Raw genomic sequence first — 15,594 nt, 5'->3', positions numbered from 1 at the left:
TTTTGCAAAACATGCGCGATAAATCGCGCCGCTACGGGTTATCTCTTACGCAAACTGCAAATAGGCCACATGGGTTTGCAGATACTCTTCCAGACCGTGGCGACCATCCGCGCCGCCAACTCCGGATTTCCGCCAGCCCGCATGGAAGCCCTGCATCGCTTCAAAATTCTCGCGGTTAATGTAGGTTTCACCGAATTTCAGTTGACGCAGCGCAATCATCGCGGTGTTCAGATTCTGGGTATAAATCGATGAAGTCAGGCCATATTCGCAGTCGTTTGCCAGGCCAATTGCCTCATCCAGCGTTTTAAAGGTCATCACCGGCAGCACCGGACCAAAGATCTCTTCGCGCATGATCTCCATCTCCTGACGCACGTCAGTGATGATGGTCGGCTCAAAATAGAAGCCCTGTTCTCCGACACGCTTTCCACCGAGAATCACTTTCCCGCCTTGCTCCACGGCTTTCGCCACTTTTTGTTCGACACGACCGAGCGCCGCCGCCGTGATCAGGGGTCCCATATCAATATCGGTACGTTCGGCAGGATTGCCGAATTTCACCTGTTTAAAGGCATCCGTCAGGGCGCTGATAAAGCGATCGTAAATCCCTTCCTGCACATAAACGCGCTCAGCGCAGTTACACACTTGTCCGGTATTGATGACACGGGAACTGACAATGGCTTTTACCGCCAGATCGAGGTCGGCATCATCCATTACAATCGCCGGGGCTTTGCCACCCAACTCCAGCGACACTTTGGTCACATTCTTTGCTGCCGCTTCCATGGTGGCAATACCGGCATTCACGCTGCCGGTGAGGCTGACCAGTCCCACTTTCGGGTTAGCTGCCAGCTCCTGACCGACCTCCGGCCCATAGCCGTAAACAAAGTTGATCACCCCAGCCGGCAGACCGATATCATGCAGGATCCCGGCGAAAATGGCGGCGTTATTCGGTGTCAGCTCACTCGGTTTAATCACGATGGTATTGCCGGTGACCAGCGCCGGTGCCGCTTTACGCGCAATCAGGAAGAAGGGGAAGTTCCACGGCAGAATGCCGGTAGTTACGCCGATAGCTTTCTTGAACACGAAAATGTTTTCGTTCGGGCGGTCGCTGTTGACGATTTCGCCCTCGTAGCGGCGTGCCCACTCGGCCATATAGTCGAGATAATCCGCGGTGAACAGCACCTCGGTTTGTGCCAGTCCCTGAGTTTTCCCACCCTCGGCCACGATAGTCGCGGTGAGTTCTGCCTCGTGCTGACGAATACCATTGGCGATTTTGCGCAGCCAGTTACCGCGCTCAATTGCCGGTAACGTTTCCCAGCCGGATTGTGCCGCTTCTGCGGCAGCAATCGCCTGACTGGCGATCTGTCTGGTGCCTTCTGGTACGCGTGACAGCAGTGCTTCGGTGGCCGGGTTAATCACTTCAATCCATTTGTCGTTCTGATTGGCAACAAACTCGCCATTGATGAAATGTTGATGGTGCGTTGTCATCTGTAGGGTCTCCGCGATCGGTTTCGTTAAATTTGTGTGAAATGCAGAGTGAAGCAGATCAAGGTGTAGCACCTTTTTGTCATTGCCAGGGTCAGGGGGCAGATGGCAGCGAAGGGAAGAAACAGATGACAAGCGCAGCATATCTGGCGAAATGCTGCGTATTCAGCAGGTTAGCTGGCAGAACGGCGAAGTCTGAAAAAGGTCACGAACCCGGCATCATCGCGCCACTGGCGATAAACCAGGCGAGAAAGCTGACACCGGCAATGATAATAGCGATGGGGAAAAGCAGTCCGATTTTCATGATTATCCTAAAGTGAAAGCGGGTTCAGGTAAGCTGAACCAGCGCGCGATGCGTTTTCATCATACTGAACAGCTGGAACTGCGTGGCATCGTCAATTTCACGCAGATGTTCACCTTTCTGATAATGGATACTGTGAATATGACCCAGTTGCCGCCACACCACAATCGCTGAAGCCAGCAGGGCGCAGTTATCTTCGCTCTGCACGCACTCAAGACGGGCATAGTGTATATCTTCCAGCCCGTTAATAAAGATGTTGAGTGACTCGGGCGGCACAATAGCGCGGATATCATCCAGCATTACGCGACTCACCGGACGTGAGAGCAACAGCGTCAACCTCTTGGTATTCATCCCAATCCTTGTCCTGATGATTTTTCTCAACGTTATACGGATTAATTGCAGTCGGGGGAAGCCACGATCCGTGCTTTGTGTGATTGCCATGTTAACGATGTGCATGGCAGTCAGGTTAAAACTGTGCTGATCAACACAACATTTCCAGAAAATATCGATAATAATAAACAGGTTATCTTTTTTTCTGACGTGCCTGCCTGCAAATGCGATTTTGTGATCCTTATGTTGAAAACCCACCGGATATTGCCAATTCCGCCCACTCTCCGGCAGCCATTCAAAGGCTGAGGAAAAGCTGCCCGCCGTAGACTGCCGGGTAATCGGGAGACCGCCGGTTTCCTGTTGGCCTCAACCTTACGAAGGAATAACAATGAACAGTGCCATCATTGCAGGTATCTTCTGGCATCTGGTGGGTGCCGCCAGTGCTGCATGTTTTTATGCTCCGTTTAAACAGGTGAAAAAGTGGTCATGGGAAACCATGTGGTCGGTCGGTGGCGTGATGTCGTGGCTGATTCTGCCCTGGGTCGTGAGCGCGGTGCTGCTGCCGAATTTCTGGGCCTACTACGGTAGCTTTAGCTTCTCCCAGCTGTTGCCGGTGTTTCTGTTTGGTGCCATGTGGGGTGTCGGCAACATCAACTACGGTCTGACCATGCGCTATCTGGGGATGTCGATGGGTATCGGTATTGCCATTGGCATTACGCTGGTGGTGGGCACGCTGATGACGCCGTTGTTACAGGGGCGTTTTGTCGAACTGTTCAGCTCAGAAGGTGGTCGGCTGACGCTGTTGGGCGTATTTGTTGCGCTGATCGGCGTGGCGATTGTCTCCCGGGCCGGATTGTTAAAAGAGCGGGCGCTGGGGATTAACGCGGAAGAGTTTAACCTGAAGAAGGGGCTGGTGCTGGCGGTGATATGCGGCATTTTCTCCGCCGGGATGTCTTTTGCGATGGATGCGGCCAAACCGATGCACGAAGCAGCAGCCAGCCTGGGTATCAATCCGTTGTACGTGGCGCTGCCCAGTTATGTGGTGATTATGGGCGGCGGGGCGCTGGTTAACCTCGCGTACTGCTTTATCCGCCTGGCGGTGAAACCTGAACTTTCCGTTCGCGCTGACTTCTCCGTAGCCAAACCGATGTTGCTGGCCAACATCGCCTTTGCGGTGCTGGGCGGTACCATGTGGTATCTGCAATTTTTCTTCTACGCCTGGGGCCATGCCAAAATCCCGCCACAGTATGATTTTGTCAGCTGGATGCTGCATATGAGCCTGTATGTGCTGTGTGGCGGTTTGGTTGGATTGGTGCTGAAGGAGTGGAAGGCCGTAGGACAACGTCCGGTGCGCGTGTTATCACTGGGCTGCGTGGTGATTATTATCGCGGCCAATATTGTCGGGCTGGGGATGGCATCCTGATGGGGCGTGATTAATAACGTATATCCGATGGCCTGATTTGCAGCGGCGCGATTTATCGCGCCGTTACGAGAGTTAATGCGGCTCACCCATCAACGCCGGGCGGTGCGGTAAAAATCGCTGCCGCCAGGCGCTCGGCGTCAGGCCGGTTTCCCGCGTGAACACCACCGAAAAGTAATTGCTGTCATCAAAGCCGCAACGCGCGGCCACTTCACTGATTAACCAATCCTGGGTGCGCAGCAGGTATTTTGCCTGGCACAACTGCAACTGACGCAGATAATGACCAACGGTCATGCCGGTTTGCTGACGAAACAACTGCTTCAACGCGCGTTCACTCAATTTATTCTGCTGACAAAAAACGGCGAGGTCGAAGGGGCGGTCAATCGCACCCTGCAACGCTGACATCAGCAGATCCAACTGTTCGCCTTCCGGTAACGCCCACGGCCGATCCGCGGCGTAACCGTGGCGACGCAATATCAACGCCAGCTGCAAAAACAACGCTTCGGAGAGCTGGATCGACAGTGAGTCGCTTTTACGGCTTTCGCGTTCCAGTTGAGTGATTACGCCGCGAGCCAGCGCCATGCCGCGCGTGGTTAAGCGCCAGCAGCCGGGGCAGGCGGCATCTTCCGGTGGCAGCAACTGGCTCCAGTCCAGCCCAAGCTGGAAACGGTCGCGGCAGTAGAGAATATTATCCAGTGCCAGATCGTTGACGCTGTCGTAGCTGTGGCAGTCGTTATCGCGGATATAAAAGACATCGCCACAGGTGATCAGCCACGGGCGGTCATTGAGAATATGCAGACCGTTGCCGCGCCAGACGATAACGATCTCACTGAACTCATGTCGATGCGGCGGGAAGGAGGGTTGCGGCAGGCGTTCGGCCACCGCAATCGGCAGATTCGGGGCCGGGAAGTAGTCTTCGCGCGTCAATATTAGCGACATGAGGGTGCACTCCAGGTTACAACATCTGCTGGCGCTCCGCTCGGGGCGCACAGCCAAATTCCCGCCGAAACAGCGTGGAAAAATGGTTACTGTCACCAAATCCGCACTGATAGGCGATATCCGTAATGCGCATATCACTGTGCCGCAGCAAGTGGCGCGCCTGCAACAGACGCAACCGATTCAGATAACGTTGCGGCGTATTGCCGGTTTGCTGCTTCATCTGCCGATGCAGAGTACGCAACGACAGCGAAAACTGGTCAGCCAGCGCCTCCCAGGCAATTTCTTCACTGTAATGTTCATTCAACCAGTCGAGCAAACGATGCAGGCGAGCTTCCTGGTCCTGCGCTTCTTCGTTATGACCGGCCTCGCGCAGCAGCACCAGCAGTTGCAGGAAAGCTTGCTCCTGGCGCGCCTGTTTCTCCAGTGACCAGACGCCCGGCGGGTTCATCTGCGCCACGATCTGCAACGCCTGGTTCATCACCTTGTGGTTAATGCGCCAGTGCGAGCTGTAGTGGCCCTCTTCCTCACGCGGCAGCAACGCCTGCAAACCGGAGAGAAAACGAAACGAGGCCGGGCTGCGATACAGCACGTTAGTCAGGCATAAATTGTCGGTTTGCTCATACAGATGACGATCGTGATCGCGTACGAAACACACGCACCCGGCACACAACGCCTGCGGCTGACCATTAAACACATGGATGCCGGAACCCTGTTCCACCAACACGATCTCATGAAAATCATGGTGATGTTCGGGGAAGGCCAGCTGTGGCACGCGCGGCTCGACGGCAATGGTGTACTCCCCGGCGGGGAAAAAATCTGCGCTGTGTAACACGGTCATGGTTCGCCTCTCATTATTAACAAAACCGTAACCGAGTCTACTCAGGCGATCAGCACCTTACCTTGAATTTCACACCGGGTGATGCAGGAAAATGGCTAATTTTTCAAGATCTCCGGGCTTGATGCAGAAAATGCGGCAAAGCTCACAACTCGGCGCTTGTGTGGTTCTGTGAGCTGTCTCACGAACATCTTTGCCACGGTGCCAGCGGGTCTGACGCGCTGGCAGTAACGGGAAGGTGAGGAAAAGGCGGGATTTTTACTCTGTACGCATCTCATCACAGGAAGAACACGCCATGAGTATGCGTAACATTGTTGCCATTGATTTAGGCGCATCCAGCGGGCGCGTGATGCTCGCGCAATGGACCACAGAAACCCAGCGACTCACGCTGCGTGAAGTGCGTCGTTTTGCTAATCAGCGCGTACGGCGTGCCGGTTATGACAGTTGGGATCTGGAGGGGCTGGAGCAGGAGATCCGTCAGGGACTGCAACAGCTGGATGAAGAAGGCATCGTGCCGGACAGCATTGGCATCGATACCTGGGGCGTGGACCTCGTCCTGCTGGATGCCGATGGCCAGCGGGTCGGCGAGGCCGTCAGCTATCGCGATGCCCGCACCGACGGCCAGATGGCGCAGGCGATCAACGAGCTGGGTAAATCCAACATTTATCAGCGCACCGGTATTCAGTTTCTGCCATTCAATACCCTGTACCAGCTACGCGCGCTGCATTTGCAACAACCTGACTGGCAGGCGCAGGTCAGCCATGCGTTGATGATCCCTGATTACCTGCATTATCGCCTGACCGGTCAGTTGAACTGGGAATACACCAATGCCACCACCACGCAGTTGCTGAACATCACTCATGGCGACTGGGATGACGAGTTACTCGCCTGGGCCGGCGTACCGGCCAGTTGGTTTGGCAAACCCAGCACACCGGGTAACACCGTCGGCCACTGGGTCAGCCCAGGCGGTCATCATATCCCGGTGATCGCGGTGGCGACCCACGACACCGCCAGTGCGGTGCTGGCGACGCCGCTGATGCTGGACGACGCCGCCTATCTGAGTTCAGGCACCTGGTCGTTGATGGGGATTGAAAGCCTGCAACCCTGGCTCAGCCCGGCGGCGCTCGACGCCAATATCACTAACGAGGGTGGCGCAGAAGGTTATCGGGTGCTGAAAAATATCATGGGCCTGTGGCTGTTGCAGCGCGTATGCAGCGAGTTACACATCAGCGACTTGTGCGCCTTGATTCAGCAAGCCGCCGATGAACCCGCCTGTGTCGCGCTGATCAACCCCAATGACAATCGCTTTATTAACCCCGCCAATATGGTGCAGGAAATTCAGGATGCCTGTGCGGAGCAGCAGATGCCGGTGCCGCAAACTGCTGCCGCGCTGGCGCGTACCATTTTTGACAGCCTCGCGTTGCTGTATCGCCAGGTGATGGGTGAACTCGGCCAGTTGCGTGCGTCACCGTTGCGTCAACTGCATGTGGTGGGTGGTGGTTGTCAGAATCCGCTGCTGAACCAACTGTGTGCTGATGCCTGCCAGTTACCGGTGTTCGCCGGACCGGTAGAAGCGTCAACGTTGGGCAATGTCGGTTGCCAGCTGATTGCCCTCGGTGAATTGCGCGATGTGGCGGATTTGCGTCGCTGCATCAGCCAGAACTTTCCGTTAGAAAAATTTGCCCCGCTTAACAACAGCGCTTTTGCTGCCAACCTGGCACGCTTCGCCGCGCTGAGCCAACCCGCTAAGGAACTTGCTTATGACAAAGCTGATTGAACAGGCCTTTGACCTGGCGAAACAACGTTACGCTGCGATTAACGTCGATGTAGAACAGGTGATGACACAACTGGACCGCATTCCAGTCTCGATGCACTGCTGGCAGGGCGATGACGTACGCGGCTTCGAGAATCCGCACGGCGCGCTCACCGGCGGGATTCAAGCCACCGGCAACTATCCTGGCCGGGCGCGTAATGCCGAGGAACTGCGTGCTGACCTCGACAAAGCCCTGTCGCTGATCCCCGGCGCGAAGCGCCTCAATCTGCATGCCATTTACCTGGAAAGCGATCAACCGGTGGAGCGCGATGCGATTGAACCGGCGCACTTCAGCAACTGGGTCGCATGGGCGAAAAATAATAAGTTGGGGCTGGATTTCAACCCCACCTGTTTTTCCCATCCGCTGAGTGCCGACGGCTTTACCTTATCCCACGCGGATAAGGGGATTCGCCAGTTCTGGATTGATCACTGCAAAGCCAGTCGCCACATTTCGGCCTTCTTTGGCGAGCAGTTGGGGACGCCTTCGGTGATGAATATCTGGGTGCCGGACGGCATGAAAGATCTGACGGTCGATCGTCTGGCCCCGCGTCAGCGTCTGCTGGCGGCGTTGGATGAGATCATCAGCGAAAAACTTAATCCTCAGCATCATATCGATGCAGTGGAAAGCAAGCTGTTTGGTATCGGTGCGGAGAGCTACACCGTGGGTTCCAACGAGTTCTACCTCGGCTATGCCTGTAGCCGCCAGACGGCGCTGACGCTGGATGCGGGCCATTTTCATCCGACTGAGGTGATCTCCGACAAAATCTCTACCGCCATGTTGTATGTGCCGCGCCTGCTGCTGCACGTCAGCCGTCCGGTACGCTGGGACAGCGACCATGTGGTGATTCTTGATGATGAAACCCAGGCGATCGCCCATGAAATCGCCCGCCAGAAACTGTTCGACAAAGTGCATATCGGCCTCGACTTCTTTGACGCTTCCATCAACCGCATCGCCGCCTGGGTGATTGGGACGCGCAATGCCAAGAAAGCGTTGCTGCGTGCCTTGCTGGAGCCGACGGATCAATTACGCCAACTGGAGGCAGCAGGGGACTACACCGCCCGTCTGGCCTTGCTGGAAGAACAAAAATCGCTGCCGTGGCAGGCAGTCTGGGAGGCCTGGTGCCTGCGTCACGATGTCCCGGCCGACGCCAGTTGGCTGAGCGATGTCCGTCACTATGAACAACAAATTCTGGCTCAACGTTAAGGGACACACCATGCAAAGTATTCTTTCTTCTGCGTTTGTACAGGGAATGGTTAAAGCGACCAGCGATATGTGGCTGAAGGGCTGGGATGAGCGCAACGGGGGAAATGTCAGCCTGCGCCTGCTGCCGGACGAGGTGCAGCCCTATGCTGCCGACTTTTATGCTGAACCGCGTTGTATCGAACTGAGTAAACCCGCTCCGGCGCTGGCAAACGACTGGTTTCTGGTGACCGGTTCCGGCAAGTTTTTCCGCAATGTGCAACTGGATCCGGCTGACAGCCTGGTGTTGTTGCAGGTGGATGATAAAGGGCTGTCGTACAAAATCCACTGGGGGCTGAGCAACGGTGGGCTGCCAACCTCAGAGCTGGCGGCGCATTTCCAGTCACACAGCGTACGCAAACAGGTGAGCGACGGTGCCGACCGCGTGATTATGCATTGCCATGCAACCAACTTTATGGCGCTGAGCTATGTGGTGGAACTGGATGCGGCACGTTTCACCCGTCTGCTGTGGGAAGGCAGCACCGAATGTCTGGTGGTGTTCCCGGATGGGGTGGGTATTCTGCCGTGGATGGTGCCGGGCACCGATGGTATCGGCCAGGCCACGGCGGATGAAATGGCGACGCACAGCCTGGTGATGTGGCCGTTCCACGGTATTTTTGGGGCCGGACCGACGCTGGATGAAACCTTTGGGCTGATCGACACCGCCGAGAAGTCGTCAGAGGTGGTGGTGAAGGCGCTGTCGATGGGTGGGATTCGCCAGAGTATCACCACCGAGCAGTTGATTGCGTTGGGTGAGCGCTTTGGGGTGCAGCCGTGGCAGGCGGCTTTACAGGTGGAGCGCGCCAATGTTGCGTAGAGCCTTTGTGATGCAGGTGCATGCGGATTGCCATGACGAGTATCTGCGTCGCCATTCACCCATCTGGCCGGAACTGGCGGCAACGCTGAAGGCGCATGGCGCGAGTAATTACGCCATCTGGCTGGATGCGGAACGCAATCTGTTGTTTGCCAGTGTCGAAATCGAGTCGGAAGCCCGCTGGCAGGCGGTGGTGCAAACCGAGGTTTGCCAACGCTGGTGGGCGTCCATGAAGGATTTGATGCCGTCGAACGCGGATAACAGCCCGGTCAGCGCTGAGCTAAAACCGATGTTTTTCCTGCCTTAAACCACGACCATCCCACATATTGCACGTCTCCTTCTCCCTCAAGCGGGAGAAGGCCCTATTGCACGTCTCCTTCTCCCGCTTGCGGGAGAAGGCCGGGATGAGGGGACGGATGTAAGCGGCAGGTTAGTTAATCGCACAATACCCCGCCAAAGCGGGCCAGATTGCCATCTGCGTATCCACAATCTGTTCTAAATCCTCGCGACTGGCCCCTTCACGGGCGCGCACCGACATGCCCTGCAACACGCAGGCAAGGAAACTGGCCAGCGTTGCGGTATTGCTGCAAGCCGGTAATTCACCGCGCTGCTGGCGTGCGGCAAGGAATTGCTGCAAGGCCCGTTCCTGCGCATGATGCTGTTGTTCCAGCATGTGCGCCACTTCTTCAGAACTGGCCGACAGGGCGCTGGAGGTGCAGATAAAAAAGCAGCCAGCGGGTTTATCACATTCGGTAAAACAGGCTGCGGTGGCGCGAAAATAGGACTCAACCGCGGTTTTCACATCCAGCGAGGCATCATTCAGCACCGCGTTACGCTGCGCACTAAACCTTTCGATATAGCGCTGCATGGCGGCTTTAAACAAACCTTCTTTGTTAGCAAACTCCGCGTACAGCGTCGGCGCTTTGGCGCCAGTGGCACTGACCAGATCCGCCAGTGAGGTGCCTTCATAGCCGTGTGCCCAGAACAGCATCAGGGCTTTATCCAGCGCATCGTCACGATCGAAGACTTTAGGTCTGCCACGACTTTTACGCAGGGTCGGTTCAGTTATCTGGCTCATAGATCCTCACCACAGCTCAACATGCTTATTAAATTACCGATCATTAAATTAATATGCAACACCACTTTGTCCGTTTGTGCCTTCCCGAGCAAAATCCCCTGAATGGTAAAGTCCCCGGACGCGCTGAAGCCCATACTTACGCCACTTCCAATTTAAATAACGACCGTTAATAAAATAGTTGACGTGCATCCGACTTTGGATTTAGTATTTATTTAACGGTTGTTAATTAAATGGCGACCCACCCAATTTCATCTGCAAAGAGAGACGATCATGAAAAGCATTAAACTGACCCTGGCCGCGGTGGCCCTGTCATCAATCGCATTCGGTACAATGGCGGCTGACCTGGTAAGCGAAGCACCGGTTAATCAACAGCAAATCGGTGTGGTAAGCGCATCTGGCAGTACGGATCTGACTTCACTGGAAAATCAACTGGCGGAGAAGGCGAGCGCGGCGGGAGCAAAGTCTTTCCGCATCACTTCGACCTCTGGCAACAACAACCTGCATGGCACCGCAGAGCTTTATAAATAAATAGTAGGGATAACGAGAGGGGACAGGCTTCAGATAGCGGCTATCTGAAGCCCCTTTTTTAACCGTTGGAACGTAACTGCGGATAACGACGGAAGATATAGATACACCAGAACAGCGCCACCAGGCCGATTAACCCACCAATATTACCCACATCCGCCATTTTCAAATGCAGGCTGACCTGATTTCCGAGTAGCGCACCCGCACCGATGCCGATGTTATAAATGCCGGACATCAGTGACATAGCAACGTCTGTTGCATCCGGTGCCAGCGACAGCACGCGCACCTGCATTGCCAGACCAATCATCATCATCGCCATACCCCAGAAAATACACAGGGTTGTAATCGCAGCAGGGCGCACGGCGGCAAAAATCAGCAGACCCATACATAAGGTGATCACCGCAATCGCGGCAATCAGCAGCGCCGAAGGATATTTATTGCCCAGGGTGCTGAACAGCACGCTGCCGATAATTCCTGCCGATCCAAACAGCAGCAGCAACAGCGTGGTGAAGTTTTCCCCGGCGTTCGCCACCACCTGCATAAAGGGTTCAATGTAGCTGTAGGCGGTGTAATGCGCTGTCACCACCACCGTGACCAACACATACATACTGACCAACGCCGGGCGGCGAAACAGCATCGGCACGCTGCTGAGTGACCCGGTATGCTCGCTGGGCAGGCGCGGCAGAATACGTGCCAGCAGCACCAGCAAAACCAGCGCAGACAAACCAATCATGCCAAAGGTAGTTCGCCAGCCGAGATACTGGCCGACAACGCGACCAATCGGCACGCCCAGCACCATCGCCAGCGCCGTGCCGGTCGCCAGCATACTGAGCGCCTGGGTTTTCTTACCTGCCGGTGCGACACGAATGGCCAGCGAGGCGGTAATTGACCAGAACACCGCATGTGCCAGCGCGATACCAATACGGGAGATAACCAGCGAGGTGAAATCCCAGGCGACCGAGGAGAGCACATGGCTGGCGATAAACAATACAAACAGAATCGACAGCAGCAGACGACGCTCAATATTGCGCGTTAGCAGCATCAGCGGCAGCGACAGCAGCGCCACCACCCAGGCGTATATGGTCAGCATGATGCCGACATCTGCCGTTCTCATCCCATAACTGGCGGCGATATCTGACAGTAAGCCGACCGGCACAAACTCGGTGGTATTGAAGACAAAAGCGGCGATGGCCAGCAACACGACGCGTAGCCAGGCCGTTTTACGGGAGACGGTTGTTGATTGCATGAAATTCAGATCAGTCAGGCAGCAAATGAGGGGCGAAAGGCCCGATGTAAAGTGACCTTTGTCACAAATTATGCCTATTGTGGAGGATTAATACGCTGAGGGAAACCATCTAACCGTATTTTATTGCTGAATATTTTTTATCACCAACGCCCAGGTTGATAGCCTGGGGTTATCGTCAGAACCATCGCGCCGCTACGGGTTGCGCTTGCGCGCAGGCATCATGCGGATCAGCGTGTTGTCCTTCAGAATATAGTGATGCAGCAGTGCGGCGACAGCATGCAGGCCAATCAGCCAGTAGCCGAGCGGTGCCAGGGTTTCATGCCAGCCAATCAAGGTATCGGCGAGGTCAAAATTCGGTGTGCTGCTCACCGGCATCGACAAGCCAAATACCTGCCAGGGACGACCATTAAGATATTTCGAGGCAACGCCGAGAGTCGGTAACGCCAGAAACAGCGCGTACAGCAGGAAATGCATCAGATGGGCGAGCATATGCTGCCAGCGTGGTGGTGCGGGATTGATATCAGGCGATGTATGACGATGACGTAATGCGGCACGCACCAGCATCAGCACCCACACCGATACGCCACAGCTAAAGTGCGTCATGATCATCAGGCTGCGCGCAACCGTACCGCGGGCCGCCAGACCTCGTAGCTCAATGGTGGTATAGGCAACCGCGATCAATAACAGGGTCAACCAGTGGAGGGCGATTTGCGACGTTGCGTATTTTTCCCGCATGAGCGTTCTACCTGAAGCAATATTATTGGTGTCTAACATAGCGAAATGCCACAGGAAAACTTAACAAAATGGCGCAACGTCGCGGTCCGTCTCAGACCGGGAATATCAGAGTCAGACCATGTGTTTTAGCGCCACGCTATTCTGTGTGGTCAGGTTTTTTTTTACCGTAATTGGGCAACAATGTTCACAGCCCAGTGCAGAAGGATAAAACTTGCGCGCCTGTTGAATGGCAGCGTTAGCGGTATAAAAAGTGCCAAGAAAGCGCCTTGCGGCGTCGGGAGGAAGGAAAGGGCAACCCGTTGCATGTACCACATGATTGTCGTTATAGCCGGCGTATTTATCGACGTAATAGTAAAGTTCCATTTGGCTTCCTCGTTGCTGTGAAAGAAAAAATCTAACTATTTTTGGAATAGAATAAATTATAGCTAGCGATTGCTATTTTGTTTTCACTGGCACTGAAAGTTTGCCGACAGGTGTGATTACGCGAGGGGAAACGGGGCACCGTGGCCCCGCATACTGATGGAGAGAATTACAATTGGCGGCACTGCAAACGCCAGCCGACCAGCAAGGCCAGCACCAGCAACACACTGATAAACGCGGTCACACCGCCCCAGCCAAAACTGTGCCAGAACACGCCACCTAACGTACCGGCAACGCTGGAACCCACATAATAACTGAAAAGATAGAGCGACGAGGCCTGGCCTTTTGCCCGACGGGCGCGTGGGCCGATCCATCCGCTGGCAACCGAGTGGGCGGCAAAAAATCCGGCGGTAAACAGCATCATACCCGGCAGGATGATCCACAAGGTATTGAACGCCGTCAGCAGCAGGCCGCACAACATGATCGCCGTGGCGGTAATCATTACCGGCCCCCGGCCAAAGCGGCTGGTCATGGCTCCGGCTTTGGGTGAACTCCAGGACCCGGTCAGATACACCACCGACAACAAACCGACTACGGCCTGGCTGAGAAACCACGGCGCACTCAGCAGGCGATAACCAATGTAGTTAAACAGGGTGACAAATGCGCCCATCAGCAGGAAACCTTCGGCGAACAGCAGCGGCAGGCCTTTGTCACGCCAGTGCAGACGGAAGTTAATCAGCAAATTATGCGGACGTAATGAAGCCGGACGGAAATGACGGGAAGCTGGCAGGATTTTCCAGAACATCAGCGCCGATGCCAGCGAAAAGCAGCCGATCACACCAATGGCGATGCGCCACGAGAAGAGGTCGGTCAATACCCCGGTCAGCAGACGACCGCTCATGCCACCAATCGAGTTACCGCTGATATACAGGCCCATGGAAAAGGCGATCACTCGCGGATGAATCTCTTCACTCAGGTAGGTCATGCCCACCGCAGCGACCCCACTCAACGACAAACCAATCAGCGCACGCATCAACAGAATGCCGTGCCAGCTGGTCATCATGGCGGAAATCACGGTGCATAACGCGGCGAGCATCAATGCGGTGACCATCACCGACTTACGACCAATGGCGTCGGAGAGCGGCCCGGTGACCAGCAAACCCAGCGCCATCAGGCCGGTGGATAACGACAGCGAGATGCTGCTGGCCGCAGGCGAAACGCCAAACTGCTGGGAGAGCACCGGCAGAATCGGCTGGACACAATACAACAAGGCAAAAGTGGCAAGACCAGCCGAGAACAGGGCAAGGGTAACACGCATAAATTGCGGCGAACCGCGTTCAATCCATGTTACTGACGCTGGAGCAGAAGCAGGCACGACGGACACTTCGTCCTCATCGAGTGTCACCGCCTGAGAAGAGCGACTCACGGAAAATCCTCAAATTTCAAAAGGTATTGCTATCGTAGGAAAGTGATAATAGGTTGTACAATATATTAATAATCTCGAATGAGACGTTTAAAATATGAATGTCGAACTCCGTCATCTTCGCTATTTCATTGCAGTGGCTGAAGAGCTGCATTTTGGTCGCGCGGCCCTCCGCCTCAATATTTCGCAACCGCCACTCAGCCAACAGATTCAGCAACTGGAACAGGAAATTGGCGCGCAACTGTTCACCCGCACCAATCGCAGCGTGCAGATCACCGCCGCCGGGCAGCAATTTTTGCAGGATGCGCGTGGGATTTTGCTTCAGGTCGAACAGGCGGCCAGCCGTGCGGCGCGGCTCCATAACGGTCAGGAAGGGGAACTGCGCATTGGTTTCACCTCCTCAGCACCCTTTACCGGGCTGGTATCTGATGCGCTCTACCATTTCCGCCAGCGCTGGCCGGCCGTGCATATCCAGATGCAGGAGATTAACACCCGACAACAACTGGCGCCGCTGCACGAAGGGCGTCTCGATCTCGGTGTGATGCGTAATACGCCGTTACCGAGTGATTTGCAGCATCAGCTGTTGCTGCGCGAACCCTTGTGTGCAGTGGTGCACTGGGCGCATCCACTGGCCGATGCCGAGGCTATCTCGATTCAGGCGTTGGCGAACGAACCTTTTGTCTTTTTCGATCCACTTGGGGGCACCGCCTTATATGGCGAGATTCTGGCGTTGCTGCACCGCTACCAGATCAAACCCTTTATTACCCAGGAAGTCGGGGAAGCGATGACCATCCTCGGCCTGGTCGCTACCGGATTGGGAGTGTCGATTTTACCGGCCTCATTCCGTCGTGCACGGCTCGCCGATGTGGTGTGGTTACCGCTGCATGAGGCTGATGCGTTGTCTGAAGTGTGGCTGGTGTGGTCAGCGACGCGCGAGCCGAGTGCGCAAATGGCAAATATGATGAAGCTGTTACAACGTAACGCTGAAACTTAAGCCAGACGGTGCGAAAACAGCCCGACAATATGTGCGACAAATCACATATCTAATCAAATATT

At 55.2% G+C, this 15,594-nt stretch carries 17 protein-coding genes; 7 read left to right on the top strand and 10 right to left on the bottom strand.

Going from position 1 to position 15,594, the window contains the following annotated elements:
• Positions 1 to 45: 45 nt before the first annotated feature.
• The 3 genes from aldA to AC6I8R_RS10190 all read right to left on the bottom strand — a co-directional run bounded on the left by aldA (position 46) and on the right by AC6I8R_RS10190 (position 2,131).
• Positions 46 to 1,482, bottom strand: a complete 1,437-nt coding sequence (gene aldA / locus AC6I8R_RS10200) for an aldehyde dehydrogenase (protein ID WP_497832212.1) — start codon at positions 1,480 to 1,482, stop codon at positions 46 to 48.
• A 202-nt stretch (positions 1,483 to 1,684) separates the two neighbouring features.
• Positions 1,685 to 1,783 carry a YoaK family small membrane protein gene (locus tag AC6I8R_RS10195; protein ID WP_150105782.1) on the bottom strand — a complete coding sequence of 33 codons (99 nt, stop codon included), beginning with the start codon at positions 1,781 to 1,783 and terminating at the stop codon, positions 1,685 to 1,687.
• 24 nt (positions 1,784 to 1,807) lie between these two features.
• A complete protein-coding gene (locus AC6I8R_RS10190) occupies positions 1,808 to 2,131 on the bottom strand; it encodes a hypothetical protein (RefSeq protein ID WP_021183177.1) in 324 nt (107 codons plus the stop codon).
• Positions 2,132 to 2,498: 367 nt separating this feature from the next.
• On the opposite strand from AC6I8R_RS10190, the gene rhaT reads away from it, so the two are divergent.
• Positions 2,499 to 3,533, top strand: coding sequence for an L-rhamnose/proton symporter RhaT (gene rhaT, locus AC6I8R_RS10185; RefSeq protein WP_021183178.1), 1,035 nt, complete (start codon positions 2,499 to 2,501; stop codon positions 3,531 to 3,533).
• A 72-nt stretch (positions 3,534 to 3,605) separates the two neighbouring features.
• Here rhaT and rhaR read toward each other — a convergent pair whose 3' ends face one another.
• The gene (gene rhaR, locus AC6I8R_RS10180; protein ID WP_415174881.1) at positions 3,606 to 4,469 is read right to left on the bottom strand and encodes an HTH-type transcriptional activator RhaR; all 864 of its coding nucleotides are present in this window, start codon (positions 4,467 to 4,469) and stop codon (positions 3,606 to 3,608) included.
• 16 nt (positions 4,470 to 4,485) lie between these two features.
• Positions 4,486 to 5,307 (bottom strand): HTH-type transcriptional activator RhaS, encoded by an 822-nt coding sequence (gene rhaS, locus AC6I8R_RS10175; protein ID WP_415174880.1) that lies wholly within the window; start codon positions 5,305 to 5,307, stop codon positions 4,486 to 4,488.
• Positions 5,308 to 5,599: 292 nt separating this feature from the next.
• Between rhaS and rhaB the strand changes: the two genes are divergently transcribed.
• Genes rhaB through rhaM form a run of 4 tightly spaced genes read left to right on the top strand, consistent with a single transcriptional unit; the run spans position 5,600 to position 9,478 of the window.
• Positions 5,600 to 7,081, top strand: coding sequence for a rhamnulokinase (rhaB, locus tag AC6I8R_RS10170; RefSeq protein ID WP_497832211.1), 1,482 nt, complete (start codon positions 5,600 to 5,602; stop codon positions 7,079 to 7,081).
• Positions 7,065 to 8,321, top strand: coding sequence for an L-rhamnose isomerase (locus AC6I8R_RS10165; RefSeq protein ID WP_415174878.1), 1,257 nt, complete (start codon positions 7,065 to 7,067; stop codon positions 8,319 to 8,321). Before rhaB ends, AC6I8R_RS10165 begins: the two co-directional genes overlap by 17 nt.
• A gap of 10 nt (positions 8,322 to 8,331) precedes the next feature.
• Entirely contained in the window at positions 8,332 to 9,174 is an 843-nt protein-coding gene (rhaD, locus tag AC6I8R_RS10160; protein WP_497832210.1) for a rhamnulose-1-phosphate aldolase, read from the top strand.
• Positions 9,164 to 9,478, top strand: coding sequence for an L-rhamnose mutarotase (gene rhaM, locus AC6I8R_RS10155; protein WP_497832209.1), 315 nt, complete (start codon positions 9,164 to 9,166; stop codon positions 9,476 to 9,478). The genes rhaD and rhaM overlap by 11 nt, the downstream gene beginning before the upstream one ends.
• A gap of 123 nt (positions 9,479 to 9,601) precedes the next feature.
• On the opposite strand, the gene AC6I8R_RS10150 is transcribed toward rhaM, so the two are convergent.
• Complete coding sequence (locus AC6I8R_RS10150) at positions 9,602 to 10,249, bottom strand: TetR/AcrR family transcriptional regulator (RefSeq protein WP_021183185.1); 648 nt, start codon at positions 10,247 to 10,249, stop codon at positions 9,602 to 9,604.
• Between the two features lie 270 nt (positions 10,250 to 10,519).
• Between AC6I8R_RS10150 and bhsA the strand changes: the two genes are divergently transcribed.
• Entirely contained in the window at positions 10,520 to 10,777 is a 258-nt protein-coding gene (gene bhsA, locus AC6I8R_RS10145; RefSeq protein WP_021183187.1) for a multiple stress resistance protein BhsA, read from the top strand.
• A 58-nt stretch (positions 10,778 to 10,835) separates the two neighbouring features.
• On the opposite strand, the gene AC6I8R_RS10140 is transcribed toward bhsA, so the two are convergent.
• The 4 genes from AC6I8R_RS10140 to ynfM all read right to left on the bottom strand — a co-directional run bounded on the left by AC6I8R_RS10140 (position 10,836) and on the right by ynfM (position 14,541).
• Positions 10,836 to 12,020 (bottom strand): sugar transporter, encoded by a 1,185-nt coding sequence (locus tag AC6I8R_RS10140; protein WP_021183188.1) that lies wholly within the window; start codon positions 12,018 to 12,020, stop codon positions 10,836 to 10,838.
• Positions 12,021 to 12,212: 192 nt separating this feature from the next.
• Positions 12,213 to 12,755: a cytochrome b561 gene (cybB, locus tag AC6I8R_RS10135; RefSeq protein WP_208723464.1), complete on the bottom strand. Its 543-nt coding sequence runs from the start codon at positions 12,753 to 12,755 to the stop codon at positions 12,213 to 12,215.
• 111 nt (positions 12,756 to 12,866) lie between these two features.
• Positions 12,867 to 13,118 carry a hypothetical protein gene (locus tag AC6I8R_RS10130; RefSeq protein ID WP_208723463.1) on the bottom strand — a complete coding sequence of 84 codons (252 nt, stop codon included), beginning with the start codon at positions 13,116 to 13,118 and terminating at the stop codon, positions 12,867 to 12,869.
• Positions 13,119 to 13,284: 166 nt separating this feature from the next.
• Complete coding sequence (gene ynfM, locus AC6I8R_RS10125; protein ID WP_021183191.1) at positions 13,285 to 14,541, bottom strand: multidrug efflux MFS transporter YnfM/SxtP(Kp); 1,257 nt, start codon at positions 14,539 to 14,541, stop codon at positions 13,285 to 13,287.
• Positions 14,542 to 14,635: 94 nt separating this feature from the next.
• Here ynfM and AC6I8R_RS10120 point away from each other — a divergent pair, with 94 nt between their 5' ends.
• Positions 14,636 to 15,532: a LysR family transcriptional regulator gene (locus AC6I8R_RS10120; RefSeq protein ID WP_021183192.1), complete on the top strand. Its 897-nt coding sequence runs from the start codon at positions 14,636 to 14,638 to the stop codon at positions 15,530 to 15,532.
• Positions 15,533 to 15,594: the final 62 nt, after the last annotated feature.

The organism is Pantoea sp. X-Soil-OKNW-713, from assembly GCF_059730685.1.
The sequence above is the reverse complement of the archived record's forward strand: the minus strand, read 5'-3'. Positions and strand labels throughout refer to the sequence as shown.